Consider the following 17695-nt stretch of genomic DNA (forward strand, 5'->3'; position numbering starts at 1 on the left):
TATGAAGTTATCGAAACGAATGAAGCTGGCTGTTCTGGCTTTTTTAATCGTGTTTTTTCTGCTTTTACTGAGGCTCGCGGAAATCCAGCTGTTTTTCACAGAATCATTTTCGAAAAAGAAAATTAATTTAATACAGGAAAGTGTTAATCAGCGGACGGAGGAAGTGCTCATTTCTGACGGCAGAGGATCGTTTTTAGATCGAAACGGCCAAGCGCTGACTGGGACAAGCGAGCCTGCGGTTGTCTTGTTCCCTTTTCTGTTAACGCAGGACTGGCCGATTAAAAAAGTCGCAGAGATTCTCGGCATGTCTGAAGATGATTTGCATCAGACTCTTGCAAAATCGAAAAAACCAGTTATTTTACATCAAAAGAAAATCAAAACACTTTCGAAGGAATCTATCACAAAAATCAATTCTTTGAAATATCCTGGCATTTACGGCGTATATATGGAGAATGAAGACAAGCCCAGTCTTGCCTCGCATACGATAGGCACAACCAATCAAGATCCGGCGCTTCTCCGCAATAAGTATCCTGAAAAGGAAAACCTGCCGATTAAAACGAAAATCGGCACAACTGGTTTAGAACGGACATTTGATGAGTTTTTGCTCCCGGAACAGGACACGAAGCTTTTGTATCATGTGGACGGAAAAGGAAACCCTTTGTTCGGCATGGACGTCAAATATACAGCTGAGGCCAACTCATTTTATCCGCTCCAAGTCAAAACAACGATTGATCAAAGCATTCAAAAAGCGATAGAAGGCATACTAGATGATCAGGGGCTGAAAAAAGGAGGAGCGGTGCTGCTGGACATCGAAAAGAGCAGTGTGTTGGGCATCGTAAGCAAACCGGATGCCGATGTGTCCAGACAAAACACGCTTCAAAATTATATGCTGACGCCAATCTATCCCGGCTCCGTTTTTAAAACTGTGATAGCGGCAGCTGCGATTGAGCATAACGCGGTAAAGCCGAGTCAAACCTTTAATTGTAATTTAAACCTGTACGGCGAACCGGGAGACGATAAAGGAACCCTGTCCTTTGAAGAAAGTTTCGCGCAAAGCTGCAATTACACGTTTACCAGTCTTGCCGAACAATTAATGAAGAAAGACCATTCCGTCATTGAAGACATGTCAGAAAAGCTGTCCCTTACAGATCGGGCAGGCTGGGAAGGAAAACTGTACCACGAGTCAGATTTCCGCCAATTCTATAATGAAAAAAGCGGTGTGATTTGGGGGGATGAAAAAGACAAATCAGTCAAAAAAGCAATTGCGCAAACAGCGATCGGGCAGAAAAATGTAAAGGTAACGCCGCTTGAGGTAGCTAATATGATGGCGACAATCGCCCGCGGCGGTGAAAAGCGGCAGGTGAAAATCGCAGAGCAGATTGAATACAAAAACGGCACAACGCTCGTCAAGTTTAAAGATCAGAAGCTTAAAGGAGAAACAATAGACAAATATACGGCACAGCAGCTTCAAAAAATGCTGCGGCGGGTGGTGGAATCTCCTTCCGGAACGGGCAGAAGGTTTCAGGATCTCTCGTATACTGTAGCAGGGAAGTCAGGCACCGCCCAGACAGGCAAGCTTTCAAAAGATAAAGAAACGCTTTATGAAAAATGGTTTGCCGGGTATTTTCCCGCGGATAAGCCGAAATACGCGCTTGTCGTATTGCACATGGATACGCCGGGGGATAAGGCTCTGACAAATTCGGTGTTTTATGATATTGTTAAAAAAGTACACGAAATTGAAATCAATCAGAAATAGAACAACTTCTCAGCACATGGTAAAATATATGCTGAGCCAAGAGGGATAAAGGAGTGCAGAATTATTGAGCAATAATCAATCTCGTTATGAAAACCGTGATAAGCGCAGGAAAGCTAATTTAGTGCTTAACATCTTAATCGCAATCGTATCTATTCTAATTGTTGTAGTAGCAGCCAATCTCTTCATTAACAGTCCTTCTAGCAAAGATGTCAGCAAGGATTCTGAAACGGCGCAAAAACAGGAATCTCCGGCTTCAGGAAAGACGGAAAAGAAATCGGATGAGGATATAAAAGACAGTAAGAAAGATACATCTGACAGCGAAAAGGATTCTGAGAAATCTTCTGACTCAGATTCAGATTCCAAAAAAGATGATTCTTCTAAAAGTGATGACTCAGATTCAGATTCAGACTCAAATTCAGATGACCCGCTTAAAGACGCAAAAGTCACAGAAGGCGGCTCATCAAGTGATGTGGAAAAAACGTATGAAAATCCTGACTGGAAAGCAGTCGGAACTGAGCAGAAGGGCGAGCATGCCGCCACTTATGACTCAAGCTCACAAGACTGGGCTGAGATGCTGAAAGCCATATCATATGCAACCGGTGTTTCAACAGATAACATGACCGTGCTCTGGCTCGGAAATAACGGCAGCCCTCAGGATGCCAAAGGTAAGATTTTAGATAAAACGAGCGGAGAGAAATATCAAGTAACGATTACATGGGTTGATGAAAAAGGCTGGAAGCCGACAAAAGTAGAAAAATTAAAATAAACAAAAGCAGCCGAATCTTTCGGCTGCTTTTGTTTTACACCTCAGCCGCAAAATGAACAACGGCGCTGTAAAAAAATTTTCCGTCTGCCACAGCAGTTTGATGCGAGACAGATTTCACACGCAGCATGATTGCTTTATTGTTTTCAATTTGTGTGTTGATTTTCTTTTCAAGCTCCTGCAATGATGCCGCTTCGAAAAATTCTACTTTGTCTTTAATCATATCCAATTGAAAATTCATCTTTCGACCCCTCCGCCTTTACAAGTCATATGAAGTATAAGCCTTTTTACGCTGTACGCGCAATATATGACTGGATAAAAAACACCAAAGTGTTTTAGTACCTACTTTCAAGAAGATATGGTAAGATAGGAACTGTTCCATCATTAATTCATAGTATGCTTATAGGAATTATAAAATATGGAGTGTGACAACTATGGGACGTGAATTTATCCCTCTTTTTGAGGATTGGGCCGCAACTTACGATCAAACAGTTCAAGGTTTTGATATTCAGTATAAAGAGGCGTTCAGAGGCTATGATGATATTTTGAATGCCATTGTCAGCCGGTCAGGGATTCGTGTATTAGAATTTGGGCCAGGGACCGGCAACTTGACAGCGAAACTGCTTGAAGCGGGGAAATCTGTATTTGGAGTCGAGCCGTCTCCGGCGATGCGCAAGTTAGCATCTGACAAGCTTCGCGGCAGGGCGGAAATTGTTGACGGAGACTTCCTGACATTCCCTGAACCGCCATTTCAGGCTGACACGATTGTCAGTTCATATGCTTTTCATCATTTGACTGACGAAGAAAAACGAGCTGCAATAAAGCAATATGGCAAATACCTTCACATGCATGATAAAATAGTGTTTGCCGATACTGTCTTTGAACACGAGGAAGCGTATAATCAAGCCATTGATAAAGCACGTTCTCAGGGCTTCTATCAGCTGGCGAATGATTTAAAGACAGAGCATTATCCCACATTGGAAACGATGAAAGAGATGTTTACAGCTGAAGGTTTTGCAGTCCAATTCATTCAGCAAAACGACTTCGTGTGGATAATGGAGGCGATCAAACGGTAAAGTGAAGGGAATGTGTATAGATGAAACTAGCAGTCATCGGAGCAATGGAAGAGGAAGTAACCATCCTAAGAAACAAACTGGAAAATGCAAAAACAGAAACGATCGCGCACTGTGAATTTACAACAGGCCAATATGAAGGAACTGAAGTGATTCTTTTAAAATCAGGAATTGGAAAAGTGAATGCTGCGATCAGCACGACACTTCTGCTTGATCGCTACAAGCCTGATTATGTGATTAACACAGGCTCAGCGGGCGGATTTCATCATACACTGAATGTGGGAGACGTCGTCATTTCTACTGACGTTCGCCATCATGATGTAGATGTAACGGCCTTTGATTATGAATACGGACAGGTGCCAGGCCTTCCGGCTGCTTACGCCGCAGATGAAAAGCTGATCAGCATTACTGAAGAAGCGATTTCTGAGCTTGACGGCATTCAAGTTGCAAAAGGAACGATCGCAACAGGTGATTCTTTTATGAATGATCCGAAGCGGGTCGAAGAGGTGCGTGCGAGATTTTCTGATCTGTATGCGGTTGAAATGGAGGCAGCGGCAGTCGCTCAAGTGTGCCACCAGTTTAAAACGCCGTTTGTTGTGATCAGAGCATTATCTGATATCGCAGGAAAAGAATCACATGTATCATTTGACCAATTTTTAGAGCAGGCCGCTGTTCACTCAACAGAGCTTGTGTTAAAAGTGATCAAACGAATTCATTAAAACGGGGGAGTGTTCTCCTCCGTTTTCCCTAAAACAACCTCTATCAAGGAGGAGGACATATATGACAGTTATTACGGACATTACGGAGCTGATTGGGAATACACCGCTTCTCCGCTTGAAGAATTTTGATATTCCTGAAGGAGTGGCTGTATATGCCAAGCTGGAAATGATGAACCCTGGCGGAAGCATAAAAGACAGGCTGGGAGATATGCTGATTCGTGACGCCCTGGATTCAGGCAAAGTGAAGCCCGGGGGAGTCATTATAGAGGCAACGGCCGGAAATACAGGTATCGGGCTTGCCCTTAACGCCAGAAAACATGGTTTAAAAGCCATTTTCTGTGTTCCGGAACATTTCAGCAAAGAAAAGCAGCAAATTATGCAGGCGCTAGGAGCGTCAATCGTGCATACGCCGCGTAAAGACGGAATGCAGGGAGCCATTCAAAAAGCGATACAGCTGGAGAGGGAAATTGATAATTCCTATTGTGTTTTGCAATTTAAAAACCGAGTAAATCCATCGACTTACTATAAGACTCTTGGGCCTGAAATATGGAAAGCGCTTGACGGCAATATTCATACGTTTATCGCGGGGGCAGGATCAGGAGGCACATTCGCGGGAACAGCATCCTTCTTAAAAGAAAAACATCCCGCAGTCAAAACAGTGATTGTCGAACCGGAAGGCTCCATATTAAACGGCGGAGAGCCTTATGCTCATAAAACAGAAGGGATCGGCATGGAGTTTATCCCTGACTATATGGATCAAAGCCATTTTGATGAAATATATACGGTAACAGATGAGAATGCTTTTAGACTTGTGAAAGAAGCGGCTGAAAAAGAAGGCCTGCTGATCGGAAGCTCTTCAGGTGCAGCGCTTTATGCGGCATTGGAGGAAGCGAAAAAATCGTCTGCCGGAACAAATATTGTCACAGTATTCCCAGACAGCAGTGATCGGTATATCAGCAAACATATATACGAAGGAGGCATCTGATATGAAGAAAAAAACATTGATGGTACATGGCGGGATCACAGGTGATGAGAAAACAGGAGCTGTTTCCGTTCCGATATATCAAGTGAGCACGTACAAGCAGCCAAAAGCAGGGCAGCATACCGGCTATGAATATTCAAGAACGGCCAACCCGACAAGAACTGCACTGGAAACGCTTGTGACAGAGCTCGAAGCCGGGGAAGCAGGTTATGCGTTCAGCTCAGGAATGGCTGCAATTACAGCTGTTATGATGCTGTTTAACAGCGGAGACCATGTGGTTTTGACTGATGACGTGTACGGCGGGACATATCGAGTGATGACAAAAGTGCTTAACCGTCTCGGCATTGAATCAACTTTTGTGGATACAAGCAGCAGAGAAGAAGTCGAAAAAGCGATTCGTCCCAATACAAAGGCAATTTATATTGAGACACCGACAAATCCGCTTCTCAAAATCACCGATTTATCACTGATGGCAGATATTGCGAAAAAAGCGGGGGTTCTTCTAATCGTAGACAACACCTTTAATACACCATATTTTCAGCAGCCGCTTACTTTAGGCGCTGATATCGTACTTCACAGTGCGACTAAATATCTCGGCGGGCACAGTGATGTTGTCGGCGGTTTAGTTATTACAGCTTCGAAAGAGCTTGGAGAAGAGCTGCATTTTGTGCAAAATTCAACAGGCGGCGTGCTCGGCCCTCAGGATTCATGGCTGTTAATGAGAGGGATCAAAACACTGGGGCTCAGAATGGAAGCAATCGATCAAAACGCGCGGAAAATCGCAAGCTTTCTTGAGCAGCATCCTGCTGTTCAAACGTTATATTACCCTGGTTCTCCAAACCATCCGGGACATAAGCTTGCGAAATCTCAAGGATCAGGCTTTGGAGGCATGATCTCCTTTGATATTGGCAGTGAAGAGCGAGTGGATGCCTTTTTAGGCAAACTTAAGCTGTTTACAATTGCAGAAAGCCTGGGCGCTGTAGAAAGCTTAATTTCTGTTCCGGCTAGAATGACACATGCTTCTATTCCGAGAGAGCGCCGGCTTGAACTCGGCATTACAGACGGCTTGATCAGAATCTCTGTGGGAATAGAGGATGGGGAGGATTTGCTGGAAGATATCGAGCAGGCTCTTAACATTTTATAACAAATGGATAGATTTACTTTCTCTGTAAGCTGCCAGAGTATATTATAATAGTCGTATACTATGAATCTGGCAGGTGATTCTTTTATGAAGAAGAATAGAATGAAATCATTAAAAGAAGACTACAAGCATTTCGCTTTTACCTTGCTTGCAGTCAGCACTTTTTTATATATAGGCGCGGTTCTTCCTGATCAGGGCTTAACGTTAGGCCAGAAATCAGTTATGTTTATGACGGATTGCGTGTTTTTAGCCGGCGCTTTCTTTTGCGCCGACCGTTCACTTGTATATAAGAAGCGCTTGGAAGAAGCCGACGAATAAAAAAACAGCCATCAACTGATGGCTGTTTTTTGTTATTCTTCTCGCAGCTCTTTTCCCATGCCTTTTAAAAACTGAAGGCCGAAGCCGACTGCTCTGTTAATATCAGGGTCGTTCATCGCTTTTAAAAGATCGAGAATGCCGACTTTCTTGTCTTCTTTTAAAAAGCTTTGCGCCTGTTCGGTTCCCGCCATTACGCTTTCTAAAAGCTTGCCTGTAAACGCAGGATCAGCCTTTGTCAAAGCGCCTCCAGCCGCCATCATCGTGTTGATGAGGTTTGTGACAGGCTCGCGAGATACCTGGCCAAGCGCGATTTTGGCGATGTCTTCTTTCGCCCTCAGCATGCTTGCTGCTGCATCAAAGATGCCAAGCTCATTAAGTTCACTCATTAACGTCATCGTTTTCGAGACGGCATCCTCATTTTCCGTCAGCAGCTCCTTCAGCTCCTCGATTTTCTCAAGCTTGATTTGCTCCGCTGTTTTTGTTTCTTTTTTGATCGTTGTAATCGGAGTGGCCATTTTCGTTTCCCCCTTTCATTTAATCAGTCAAATGGACATAACCCGGACGGTTCCATTTTCTTTCTGCCTCGACGCCGTTTTGCGGATTCCGTTTCTTGTTGCGCGGATTTGTTTTAGGAAGCGGTGCGCTTTCGCAGCCTCCAAGCACCTCCATGCGAACCTTCGTTTGTTTGTAAGCAGGCGTGTTCGTGCGTTTATCAGCCGCAGGCCCTGTCAGGAAGTTAATCGCTGAATCCTTGTCTGTCGAGTTCATCGGCAGGTAGAGTTCATTTTTTCGCACACGGTCAGTAATGAGCGCATTTAATTTAACAGCTCCGAACGGAGAAACGAGGCGAACCAGTGAACCGTCACAAATGCCGCGCTCCTGTGCAAGCTCCGGCGATACTTCGACGAATACATTCGGCACTTTGGATTGAATGCCTTTCGATTTATTTGTCATATTTCCTTCATGGAAATGCTCAAGCATCCGGCCGTTATTGATGTGAAGATCATATTCCTCAGGGAAAGCGGCAGGTTCAGTCCAATCAGACAGTGCAAAACGGGCTTTCTTGTCTGGGAAATTAAATCCGTCTTCATACAGAAGCGGCGTGCTTTCACCTGTGAAGCTGCCCCATAGGAAGGTGTTCCAGCCTTCAAGCACCTCATAGCTGGCTTTTCCAAATAGAGGAGAAAGACTCGCCATTTCAGAGAAAATGTCGCTTGGATGGCTGTAGCTCCATCCGGCTCCTAAGCGGTTTGCCACCTCTTGAATAATCCACCAATCCGGTTTCGCGTCTCCAAGTGTCGGAAGCGCTTGATACAATCGCTGCACACGGCGCTCTGTATTGGTAAACGTTCCATCTTTCTCAAGAGATGGAGTGGCAGGCAAGACGACATCGGCATATTGAGCCGTTCTCGACAGGAAAATGTCCTGAACCACGAAGAAATCAAGGCTTGATAAAATATCATGCACATGGTTCGCATTCGAATCGACCAGTGCCATATCTTCACCAACAAGGTACATGGCCTTCATCTTGCCTTCTTCAATGGAATGAAGCATTTGAATATTGTCTAAACCTGGTTTTCCTTCAATCTCCACACCATAAGCCTTTTCAAATTTGGCGCGTGCTTCGTCATCTGTAATATGCTGATATCCCGGAAGCCAGCCTGGCAATGTCCCCATATCGCAAGCGCCTTGAACGTTATTGTGGCCGCGCAGTGGATAAGCGCCGGCACCCGGACGGCGGTAGTTGCCTGTTGCCAGAAGCAGGTTCGAAATCGCTGCTGACGTATCAGAGCCGCCCGTATTTTGAGTAACACCCATTCCCCAAAGAACACAAGTGCCGTCAGCGTCACGAATCATCTCGGCAATTTGAATGATGCTTTCTTTTGAGAGGCCTGTGATGCGTTCCGCATAATCAAGCGTATAGGTTTTAAGTGTTTCTTTATAGTCTTCAAAGTAGTTCACGTTCTCATCAATAAACGCTTGATCATGCCAGCCTTGGTCGATCATATATTTCGTAACGGCCATCAGCCATACTTGGTCTGTACCTTGTTTAGGACTGATGAACAGATCAGACCGCTCAGCCATCTCATTTTTCCGCAGGTCGGCAACGATCAATTTTTGTCCATGGAGCTTGTGTGCACGTTTGACCCGTGTTGCAAGCACCGGATGTCCTTCAGCCGGATTGGCGCCGACGATGATGACGAGTCCGGCCTTGGCAATATCTTTAATCGTGCCGGCGTCACCGCCCATGCCGACCGTACGGAACAACCCGTCTGTAGCAGGAGACTGACAGTAGCGAGAGCAGTTATCGACGTTATTTGTTTCAAATACCTGACGCGCTAATTTTTGGATGACATAGTTTTCTTCATTCGTAATTTTAGAAGAAGAAATGAATCCGACAGAGCCTTTGCCGTATGTCTCTTTAATTGCACCTAATCTGCTTGCGACTAGATCGAGGGCTTCTTCCCAAGATGATTCAACAAAAGCCCCGTTTTTACGGATTAAAGGCTTTGTAATCCGTTCTTCAGAGTTGACGAAATCCCAGCCGAATTTTCCTTTCACGCATGTAGAAATCGCGTTAACCGGAGCATCGGAAACAGGCTGGATCTTTAAGATATCCCGGCCTTTTGTCCATACTTCAAAGGAACAGCCGACGCCGCAGAACGTACATACCGTTTTGGTTTTTTTCGTTCTCGTTTCACGCATTGCCGCTTCAACTTCAGAAATGGCAAAAATGCTGCTGTACCCCGGTTCAACATTTTTGACAAGGTCAATCATTGGTTCCATGACATCCTGCTTGATGCCCGTCATAAAGCCAGCCTGGCCAAGCATTGATTTTTCCATCAGTGCATTACACGGACAAACCGTGACACATTGGCCGCAGCTGACACAAGAAGATTCATTGATTGAAACTCCTTCATCCCAAATAACCCGCGGACGTTCGCGTTCCCAGTCGATAGAGAGTGTTTCATTGACTTGAAGGTTCTGACACACCTCAACACACTGGCCGCAGGCGATGCATTGGTTTGGATCATACCGGTAAAACGGGTGAGACATATCAACCGCACAAGACGGATCTTCTTTTGGCGTATAAGGGTATTTTTGATGCTCGATCCCCATCATTTCCGCTGTATTATGCAGTGTACAGTTCCCATTGTTATTATCGCAAACTGTACAATACAGCAAATGATTTTCAAGAAGGCGGTCCATTGCTTCGGTTTGTGCCTCTTTCACCCGATTTCCCGAAAGATCAATTGACATTCCGTTTTCAGCGACCGTAGAGCATGAACGAACCAGCTTGCCGTCTGCCTCTACAATGCATGTATCGCATGTTTGAATCGGATCAACCTCTGGGACGTGGCAGATTTGCGGATACTCAATCCCATTTTCATTTAAAATATCTAAAATTGTGGCCCCTGCTCGTGCTTGAATTTCTGTTCCGTCAACGCGGACACTGATCGACTTATCGTCCATCATATTCATATTCCCCTCCATCTTTCTTTCAAGAAGTCAAAAAAGCCATGTATAGATACACCTGTCTTTCATTCACAGAAGGTGTAAACACACATGGCGGAATAGTTCACTAGCAAGTCTTACTAACAGACCAATCCTTGATTTTTATAAACCGATAGACTCATAACAAGATCCTATTACAAATCCATCAACACTGCTTTTATTATAAAGTGATATTTATTATAATACAATATGACAGGAAAATTTTAACCAAGTGAAATGTCCTGAGGGGAACCGGGAACGGCCTTTTTTAAGGCAAAATCGGAAGGGGTAATCAGCATGTCAAAGAAAATTCATGAGTTCAATGATATTATTCGAAAACTTCGCAAGGAATTGTTCGGCAAAGGACCTGAACGGATTCACACGGTATTTGTAGATAATATGGCTGTGTCGACGCTCTACGGCAACCTGAGCGCGAGCGAGCAGTTTATCGCCCGCACGCCTGAGGGAAGAGAAATGGTGCATGCGGCCCGGACAAGCCTGATTCAAGACCTTTACTCTAAAAAAACGCCGGAAGGAATGGAGGAGCTGATCGGGGCTAAGCTTGTTCATTTGTTTTCTGATATCAAAATTGAAGAAAATATCGCCGTATCTGTTTTTGTCTTTGACCGAAAAATTGACGACCAAAAAGAAGTCCTTTTTAACTAGCATATTTGCCATTGACACAAAATTGTCACATTTGATATGATGTTTTTACTGCAGTTATAGAAGGACAAAAGCAATGGAATGTATGCACGAACTGTATATATTCTCTATCAATATCTTAATTCTGCTTGATGTTGTTGTATGGGTATGCACACAAGTTAGGCAGCATTCAAACACCTGATTGATACAGGTTATTTGAGTGCTGCCTTTTTTGATGCTTTTCTTTTATAACTGTAAAAATGGAGAAACAATGGGGGCGTATGTAGTATGGGTTTTCGGAAACCGGATGAAATAGCAGAAGCAGCAATTGAAGCAGGGATGAAAAAGGTAAAGCTTCCGCTGCTGTCTCTCTTGGTGCTGGGGTTTTTAGGCGGTGCCTTTATCGCACTCGGTTATTTGCTTGATATCAGGGTGATCGGCGATCTTCCGAAAGAATGGGGAAGCATGTCCAGTTTTATCGGGGCTGCGGTATTTCCTGTAGGACTGATACTTGTGGTTCTTGCAGGGGCTGAGCTGATTACAGGAAATATGATGTCAGTGGCAATGGCGTTATTTTCGAGAAAAATATCACTAAAGGAATTGGCGGTTAATTGGGTGATCGTCACCATTATGAATCTGATCGGCGCTTTGTTTGTTGCTTACTTTTTCGGCCATCTTGTCGGCTTAACCGAAACGGGGCCATATTTGGAAAAGACGATTGCTGTCGCGCAAGGAAAGCTTGATATGAGCTTTGGCAAGGTTCTCGTTTCCGGCATTGGCTGTAACTGGCTGGTCTGTCTTGCAGTTTGGCTTTCATTCGGTGCTCAAGATGGGGCAGGGAAAATTTTTGGCATCTGGTTCCCTGTCATGGCCTTTGTGGCAATCGGATTTCAGCACGTTGTCGCCAACATGTTTGTGATTCCGGCTGCCATTTTTGCAGGCTCGTTTACGTGGGGGCAGTTTATCGGAAACCTCATTCCGGCTTTTATCGGCAATGTTATTGGAGGAGCAGTGTTTGTCGGATTCATCTATTTTATCGCATATCATAAGAAAGACCGCTCCAGAAAAGAAATGAAACAGGTATCATAAACAAGGGACAAAGACAGTCGATGAATCACACAATTTACGTCCATTTTTAGAAAAAGATGTTTACAAAATGGAATTTGGTGGATATACTTACGAAGTAAGAAAAAAAGCAAAGGAGGCTGAATCAAAATGACAATGCGACAACGACGCAGACCAGTTAATGGCTCACGCAATGTACAAGGAATTTATAATGGTTTATTCAGCCTGTGGAAGAGTCCGTGTCCTTCCTTAACCGATGCTTATCGCACGCATTAAATTCGGAATCGTCGGACATACGCAACTCCCCGCAGGCAGTAGAGACATGGGTGTCTTCTTTTGTCTGCGGTTTTTATGTGCCCGCAGCAGGGAGATGCCGCGGGTTATTTCGCTTTGGGCAGACTTTGAAAGGGGGTGAGCGATATGACGATTAACCTATTCTTTTTGACTTTAACGATTAACAAGCGGTTTAAAAGCCCGGAAGAGTTCGAACAAGAACAGCAGATCGAGCAGATTTATGATGAAATGAAAGAATCTCAGCTGAAACATCTTTATTTGACAAACTGGCGCTAATAAAAGGAAACAAAATACAGAAGGGAGAGATGACAAATGCTTAAAATGGAACTATTGATGCATTATACGATGGAGAAGGACCAAGTGTAGCGAATGAAGCTGTCAAGGAAATGCCGTCCTGCATATCATAAAAAAAGCAGCACTTTATGTAAGGGCAGGTGATGGCATGATGAACTTTCAACAAAAAAGGCTGCCGTCGATAGGTCATGGTTATGCATCCATGCCGCATTCCTTCAAACACGGCTATGGCAATCCATTCCGTCAGCAGAGACTGGCGGCGATGCAGCAGCAAAGGCTGTATATGTTCCCATATCATTGGCATTAAAAAGCGGGCGGAAAACATTTTGTTTTCTGCCTTTTTTTGCGGGAAAAAATGAAAATGTTCAGTTCTGTTGAAACATTTCTAAACACATTGCCGTCTAGTTGATATCTTCATTCTGTATAAGAAATGAAGCGATGTTTATTTTTTTAATATAATAAATAAGCACAGGAAACCAAAAGCAGGTGTTTAAAATGCTAGAAAACAAACTTTATAAACGAGCGAACCTATTGAAATTATTTTCTGGGAAATATAAGCAAACTAAAATAATTGAGCATATGATGATTGATTCTATAGACATACAAGAAAATGACAGAATTTTAGAAATTGGAACCGGAAACGGCTCTGTCTTTAAGACAATAACGGGAAAACTTGAAAAGGGAAGCATAAAAAGCATCGACTCTTCTAAGCGAAAAGTAAGACAGGTATCTCGTGCAATCCAAAAGCAAAAGAAAACAGATCAAGGGGGCATTTTCCATGGTCATCCGGAAAGGATCCCCTTTGAAGACCGTACCTTCAATAAAGTATTTTCTTTACATACGGTTCAGGCTTGTACTGATGTCAGGCTCGCATTAAGAGAGATTTATCGAGTGCTTCAAATTGACGGCCGATTTTACATCAGTATTGATAACAATGCAGAAAAAAACGAGAAAAAATATATTCAATTGCTGCAAGATCAGCATTTTAGAGACATTTCTGTCATCAGACGCGATTCGTGCCTTTGTATTGTCGCTGTTAAATAAAAAATTTCTCGGGAAATATATCCAGACTTCTGACATTCAGGGATTTGGGTATATTTTCTTAATTTTATATTTTTTGCATAGCATTTATATTAAAAAAAGTTTTTTTCATATAAACTATAAATATAAGAATGGGTAAGAGGTGATTCGAGACAGAGTGGATATCATTTATGAACAACCGGAATGAATGTTCATTCCTAAATGAATCGGAGGTTTTAAGTTTACATGGCATCCGCACTTATCAGTAAATACGATTTGATCATGAAGGCATCGCTCTCGCTTTTTACGGAAAGAGGATTTGATGCCACCACCATCCCAATGATAGCAAAAAGAGCTGAAGTTGGTACAGGCACGATTTATCGCTACTTTGACAGCAAAGAAACACTCGTCAATGTTTTGTTTCAAGAAAGCATTCAGCGTTTTTCAGAAAAGGTAAAGCGAAATTATTCTGAAATGCCTGTCAGAGAGGGCTTTCGCCACATATTTTGCTGTCTCGTTCAATTTACGAAGGAGAGCGACTACGCGCTGTTTTTTCTTGAAATGAAAAAGGATGCTCACTATTTAAATGAAACAAGCAAAAAAATGATAGAAAACCTGACTCAAATGCTTGACGATTTCTTTAACAAGGGAAAAACAGAAGGAGTGATCCGCTCCTTGCCCTCCAATGTATTAATTGCGATTGTATTAGGCGCATTTCTCAAGTTGTATCAGCTTGTGCAACAAGGTGATATAGAGATGAATGCTGATTTGATTTCTGAATTGGAGCAGTGCTGCTGGGACGCGATTAAACTTCATTCATTGACTTCAGAAGAATAAAGAAAGGAAGATGTTTATGAAACAGGCAAGTGCAATACCTCAGCCGAAAACATACGGACCTTTAAAAAACCTCCCGCATTTGGAAAAGGAACAGCTTTCCCAATCCTTATGGCGGATTGCTGATGAGTTAGGGCCGATTTTCCGTTTCGATTTTCCTGGTGTATCCGGCGTTTTCGTATCAGGCCATGAACTCGTTGCTGAAGTGTGTGACGAGAGCCGATTTGACAAAAACCTTGGAAAAGGCTTGCTGAAAGTGCGTGAGTTCGGAGGAGACGGATTGTTTACAAGCTGGACGCACGAGCCGAATTGGCAGAAAGCCCATCGTATTCTGCTGCCGAGCTTCAGTCAAAAAGCAATGAAAGGCTATCATTCTATGATGCTGGATATCGCGACACAGCTGATTCAAAAATGGAGCCGGCTGAATCCGAATGAAGAAATTGACGTGGCGGACGATATGACCCGCCTGACGCTTGATACCATCGGGTTATGCGGATTTAACTATCGGTTTAACAGCTTTTACCGTGATACGCAGCATCCGTTTATCACCAGCATGCTCCGGGCTTTAAAAGAGGGAATGAACCAAACAAAAAGACTGGGCCTGCAGGATAAGATGATGGTCAAAACGAGACAGCAGTTCCAAAAGGATATCGAAGTGATGAATTCGCTGGTTGACAGAATTATAGCAGAGCGAAAAGCAAACCCGGACCAAAACATTAAGGATCTGTTATCGCTCATGCTTTATGCGAAAGATCCTGTAACGGGTGAGACACTGGATGATGAAAACATCAGATATCAAATCATCACGTTTTTAATCGCAGGCCATGAAACAACGAGCGGCTTGCTTTCCTTTGCGATTTACTGTCTGCTTAAACATCCGGAAAAACTTAAAAAAGCTCAAGAGGAAGCCGATCGCGTGTTAACGGAAGACCCGCCTGAATATAAACACATTCAGCAGCTGAAATATGTTCGGATGGTTCTCAATGAAACGCTTAGGCTGTATCCGACAGCGCCCGCTTTTTCTCTTTATGCCAAGGAGGAAACAGTTTTAGGCGGCGAATACCCTATCAGTAAAGGACAGCCCGTCTCCGTCTTGATCCCAAAACTTCACAGAGATCAAAACGCTTGGGGTGAAGATGCAGAAGATTTTCGTCCGGAACGGTTTGAGAACCCTGAAAATATTCCTCACCATGCGTATAAACCGTTTGGAAACGGCCAGCGGGCGTGTATCGGGATGCAGTTTGCGCTTCAAGAAGCGACAATGGTTCTCGGACTTGTATTAAAGCACTTTGAATTGATGAATCACACTGGTTACGAGCTCAAAATCAAAGAGGCATTAACAATTAAACCGGATGATTTTAAAATTACAGTGAAACCAAGGAAAACGGTCCAAATGAATGTTCAGAAAAAAGAACAGACTGGCACCGCGCACGAAACGAAGGAAAACGAGACAAAACCTAAACACGGCACACCTTTACTCGTTCTTTACGGTTCAAACCTCGGCACCGCAGAAGGCATGGCAGGTGAATTGGCAGCTTACGGGCGCCGGCTCGGCTTTACAGCGGAAACTGCACCTCTTGATGATTACATTGGAAAACTCCCCGACCAAGGCGCTGTTGTCATTGTGACTGCCTCATATAACGGGGCGCCGCCTGATAATGCTTCTGGCTTTGTCGAGTGGCTGGGAGAGTTGGAGGAAGGTCAATTAAAGGGTGTTTCCTATGCGGTATTTGGCTGCGGAAACCGGAGCTGGGCCAGCACGTATCAGCGAATTCCTCGCCTTATCGATGACATGATGGCATCAAAAGGAGCATCACGATTGACATCCATTGGGGAAGGCGATGCGGCCGATGACTTTGAAAGCCATCGCGAGTCTTGGGAAAACCGCTTTTGGAAGGAAACAATGGAAGCCTTTCACGTGAATGAAATATCCGAGAAAGAAACGAAGCCGTCACTATCCATTACATTCCTCAGTGAAGCAACAGAGACACCGCTTGCTAAAGCGTATGGCGCGTTTGAAGGTATCGTTCTTGAAAACCATGAGCTTCAGACAGCAAGCAGTTTGCGTTCGACGCGTCATATAGAATTGGAGCTCCCTGACTCAAAAACGTATAAAGAAGGCGACCACATCGGAATATTGCCGAAAAACAGCCAAGAGCTGGTTCAACGGGTTCTCAACCGATTCGATTTGCAGCCGCAAGCTGTGATAAAAATGAACGGCAGCCCGCATATGGCTCACCTTCCGCTGGATCGGCCGATCAGAGTGATGGAGTTATTATCATCTTACGTAGAGCTGCAGGATTCTGCTTCAAGGCTTCAGCTTCGTGAGCTGGCTTCATATACAGTATGCCCGCCTCATAAAAAAGAGCTGGAATTACTTATATCGAGTGATGAAATGTACAAGGAACATGTTCTGACAAAACGTGTGACAATGCTGGATCTGTTAGAGGACTATCCGGCCTGTGAAATGCCGTTTGAACGGTTTTTAGAGCTTTTGCCATCACTAAAGCCAAGATATTATTCAATTTCAAGCTCACCGAAGGTCAAAGCAAATAGGGTCAGTATGACGGTGGGAGTTGTAAAGGCCTCAGCTTGGAGCGGACGCGGGGAATATAAGGGCGTTGCATCCAATTACTTAGCCGGACTCCGTCAAGGTGATACGGTTGCCTGTTTCATTCGGACACCGCAATCTGGATTCCAGCTGCCTGATGATCCCCAAACCCCGCTGATTATGGTGGGACCGGGTACAGGAATTGCGCCATTCAGAGGTTTCATCCAGGCCAGATCCGTTCTGAAGAAGGAAGGAAGTGCGCTTGGCGAAGCTCATTTATACTTCGGATGCCGGCGTCCTGATCATGACGATCTTTATAAAGAAGAGCTTGACCAGGCGGAAAAAGCCGGTTTGGTAACAGTCCATCGATGCTATTCACGAAGGGAAGACGAACCAAAAGTATATGTTCAGCACTTACTAAAACAAGATGCACAGAAATTAATTTCACTGATCGAAAAAGGTGCGCACGTTTATATATGCGGCGATGGTGCACAAATGGCTCCTGAAGTAGAGAACACACTGCGTGCGGCTTATGAAGCTGACAAAGGAGCAAGTCAGGAAGCGTCAGCAGAATGGCTGAAGAAGCTGCAAGATCAAAAACGTTATGTAAAAGATGTATGGACTGGAATGTAAGTAAAAATAAATCCCGCCAGAGATGGCGGGATTGCTTTAGCATGTGAAAAAAACCGGCACGATATTGAAATCTACTGAAAAGGATGTTATAGGGAGTATCGCGCCGGCCTTGTTA

General features: G+C 44.0%; 17 protein-coding genes. 14 read left to right on the forward strand and 3 right to left on the reverse strand.

Going from position 1 to position 17695, the window contains the following annotated elements; translation table 11 throughout:
• Position 1 precedes the first annotated feature (1 nt).
• Together KXD37_RS01970 and KXD37_RS01975 are read left to right on the forward strand one after the other, a co-directional pair.
• Positions 2–1756: a peptidoglycan D,D-transpeptidase FtsI family protein gene (locus tag KXD37_RS01970; protein WP_024122296.1), complete on the forward strand. Its 1755-nt coding sequence runs from the start codon at positions 2–4 to the stop codon at positions 1754–1756.
• Between the two features lie 64 nt (positions 1757–1820).
• Entirely contained in the window at positions 1821–2522 is a 702-nt protein-coding gene (locus KXD37_RS01975) for a YrrS family protein (protein WP_024122295.1), read from the forward strand.
• 34 nt (positions 2523–2556) lie between these two features.
• Here KXD37_RS01975 and KXD37_RS01980 read toward each other — a convergent pair whose 3' ends face one another.
• Complete coding sequence (locus KXD37_RS01980; RefSeq protein WP_127696710.1) at positions 2557–2760, reverse strand: YrzA family protein; 204 nt, start codon at positions 2758–2760, stop codon at positions 2557–2559.
• Between the two features lie 193 nt (positions 2761–2953).
• Here KXD37_RS01980 and KXD37_RS01985 point away from each other — a divergent pair, with 193 nt between their 5' ends.
• The 5 genes from KXD37_RS01985 to KXD37_RS02005 all read left to right on the forward strand — a co-directional run bounded on the left by KXD37_RS01985 (position 2954) and on the right by KXD37_RS02005 (position 6752).
• Positions 2954–3595, forward strand: coding sequence for a class I SAM-dependent methyltransferase (locus tag KXD37_RS01985; protein ID WP_024122293.1), 642 nt, complete (start codon positions 2954–2956; stop codon positions 3593–3595).
• A 20-nt stretch (positions 3596–3615) separates the two neighbouring features.
• Entirely contained in the window at positions 3616–4311 is a 696-nt protein-coding gene (gene mtnN, locus KXD37_RS01990; RefSeq protein WP_024122292.1) for a 5'-methylthioadenosine/S-adenosylhomocysteine nucleosidase, read from the forward strand.
• A gap of 61 nt (positions 4312–4372) precedes the next feature.
• Positions 4373–5296, forward strand: coding sequence for an O-acetylserine dependent cystathionine beta-synthase (locus KXD37_RS01995; protein ID WP_127696711.1), 924 nt, complete (start codon positions 4373–4375; stop codon positions 5294–5296).
• Position 5297: 1 nt separating this feature from the next.
• On the forward strand, positions 5298–6437 hold the full coding sequence (locus KXD37_RS02000; protein WP_101864607.1) for a bifunctional cystathionine gamma-lyase/homocysteine desulfhydrase: 1140 nt from the start codon (positions 5298–5300) through the stop codon (positions 6435–6437).
• Between the two features lie 84 nt (positions 6438–6521).
• Positions 6522–6752 carry a YrhC family protein gene (locus KXD37_RS02005; protein WP_010335091.1) on the forward strand — a complete coding sequence of 77 codons (231 nt, stop codon included), beginning with the start codon at positions 6522–6524 and terminating at the stop codon, positions 6750–6752.
• Between the two features lie 32 nt (positions 6753–6784).
• Here KXD37_RS02005 and KXD37_RS02010 read toward each other — a convergent pair whose 3' ends face one another.
• Together KXD37_RS02010 and fdhF are read right to left on the reverse strand one after the other, a co-directional pair.
• Complete coding sequence (locus KXD37_RS02010) at positions 6785–7267, reverse strand: DUF1641 domain-containing protein (RefSeq protein ID WP_010335090.1); 483 nt, start codon at positions 7265–7267, stop codon at positions 6785–6787.
• 19 nt (positions 7268–7286) lie between these two features.
• Positions 7287–10229 carry a formate dehydrogenase subunit alpha gene (gene fdhF / locus KXD37_RS02015; RefSeq protein ID WP_106022556.1) on the reverse strand — a complete coding sequence of 981 codons (2943 nt, stop codon included), beginning with the start codon at positions 10227–10229 and terminating at the stop codon, positions 7287–7289.
• 315 nt (positions 10230–10544) lie between these two features.
• Here fdhF and KXD37_RS02020 point away from each other — a divergent pair, with 315 nt between their 5' ends.
• The 7 genes from KXD37_RS02020 (at position 10545) to cypB (ending at position 17580) form a co-directional block, all read left to right on the forward strand.
• A complete protein-coding gene (locus tag KXD37_RS02020) occupies positions 10545–10913 on the forward strand; it encodes a DUF2294 domain-containing protein (RefSeq protein WP_024122287.1) in 369 nt (122 codons plus the stop codon).
• Between the two features lie 264 nt (positions 10914–11177).
• Positions 11178–11978, forward strand: coding sequence for a formate/nitrite transporter family protein (locus KXD37_RS02025; protein WP_095713420.1), 801 nt, complete (start codon positions 11178–11180; stop codon positions 11976–11978).
• Positions 11979–12374: 396 nt separating this feature from the next.
• Complete coding sequence (locus KXD37_RS02030) at positions 12375–12524, forward strand: YrzI family small protein (RefSeq protein ID WP_024122284.1); 150 nt, start codon at positions 12375–12377, stop codon at positions 12522–12524.
• Between the two features lie 166 nt (positions 12525–12690).
• A complete protein-coding gene (locus tag KXD37_RS02035) occupies positions 12691–12849 on the forward strand; it encodes a hypothetical protein (protein WP_125825436.1) in 159 nt (52 codons plus the stop codon).
• Positions 12850–13037: 188 nt separating this feature from the next.
• Positions 13038–13586, forward strand: a complete 549-nt coding sequence (locus KXD37_RS02040; RefSeq protein WP_103672579.1) for a class I SAM-dependent methyltransferase — start codon at positions 13038–13040, stop codon at positions 13584–13586.
• A 222-nt stretch (positions 13587–13808) separates the two neighbouring features.
• Entirely contained in the window at positions 13809–14399 is a 591-nt protein-coding gene (locus KXD37_RS02045) for a TetR/AcrR family transcriptional regulator (RefSeq protein WP_254517791.1), read from the forward strand.
• A gap of 16 nt (positions 14400–14415) precedes the next feature.
• Complete coding sequence (gene cypB / locus KXD37_RS02050) at positions 14416–17580, forward strand: bifunctional cytochrome P450/NADPH--P450 reductase CypB (RefSeq protein WP_254517789.1); 3165 nt, start codon at positions 14416–14418, stop codon at positions 17578–17580.
• Positions 17581–17695 lie beyond the last annotated feature (115 nt).

The organism is Bacillus sp. XT-2 (assembly GCF_025696525.1).
In the GTDB taxonomy this organism is placed as follows: Bacteria; Bacillota; Bacilli; order Bacillales; family Bacillaceae; genus Bacillus; species Bacillus halotolerans.

Coding starts and splice junctions, on each gene's coding strand:
- KXD37_RS01970 (WP_024122296.1), top strand. CDS start 2: ATGAAGTTATCGAAACGAATGAAGCTGGCTGTTCTGGCTTTTTTAATC.
- KXD37_RS01980 (WP_127696710.1), bottom strand. CDS start 2,760: ATGAATTTTCAATTGGATATGATTAAAGACAAAGTAGAATTTTTCGAA.
- KXD37_RS01985 (WP_024122293.1), top strand. CDS start 2,954: ATGGGACGTGAATTTATCCCTCTTTTTGAGGATTGGGCCGCAACTTAC.
- mtnN (WP_024122292.1), top strand. CDS start 3,616: ATGAAACTAGCAGTCATCGGAGCAATGGAAGAGGAAGTAACCATCCTA.
- KXD37_RS01995 (WP_127696711.1), top strand. CDS start 4,373: ATGACAGTTATTACGGACATTACGGAGCTGATTGGGAATACACCGCTT.
- KXD37_RS02000 (WP_101864607.1), top strand. CDS start 5,298: ATGAAGAAAAAAACATTGATGGTACATGGCGGGATCACAGGTGATGAG.
- KXD37_RS02005 (WP_010335091.1), top strand. CDS start 6,522: ATGAAGAAGAATAGAATGAAATCATTAAAAGAAGACTACAAGCATTTC.
- KXD37_RS02010 (WP_010335090.1), bottom strand. CDS start 7,267: ATGGCCACTCCGATTACAACGATCAAAAAAGAAACAAAAACAGCGGAG.
- fdhF (WP_106022556.1), bottom strand. CDS start 10,229: ATGATGGACGATAAGTCGATCAGTGTCCGCGTTGACGGAACAGAAATT.
- KXD37_RS02020 (WP_024122287.1), top strand. CDS start 10,545: ATGTCAAAGAAAATTCATGAGTTCAATGATATTATTCGAAAACTTCGC.
- KXD37_RS02025 (WP_095713420.1), top strand. CDS start 11,178: ATGGGTTTTCGGAAACCGGATGAAATAGCAGAAGCAGCAATTGAAGCA.
- KXD37_RS02030 (WP_024122284.1), top strand. CDS start 12,375: ATGACGATTAACCTATTCTTTTTGACTTTAACGATTAACAAGCGGTTT.
- KXD37_RS02035 (WP_125825436.1), top strand. CDS start 12,691: ATGATGAACTTTCAACAAAAAAGGCTGCCGTCGATAGGTCATGGTTAT.
- KXD37_RS02040 (WP_103672579.1), top strand. CDS start 13,038: ATGCTAGAAAACAAACTTTATAAACGAGCGAACCTATTGAAATTATTT.
- KXD37_RS02045 (WP_254517791.1), top strand. CDS start 13,809: ATGGCATCCGCACTTATCAGTAAATACGATTTGATCATGAAGGCATCG.
- cypB (WP_254517789.1), top strand. CDS start 14,416: ATGAAACAGGCAAGTGCAATACCTCAGCCGAAAACATACGGACCTTTA.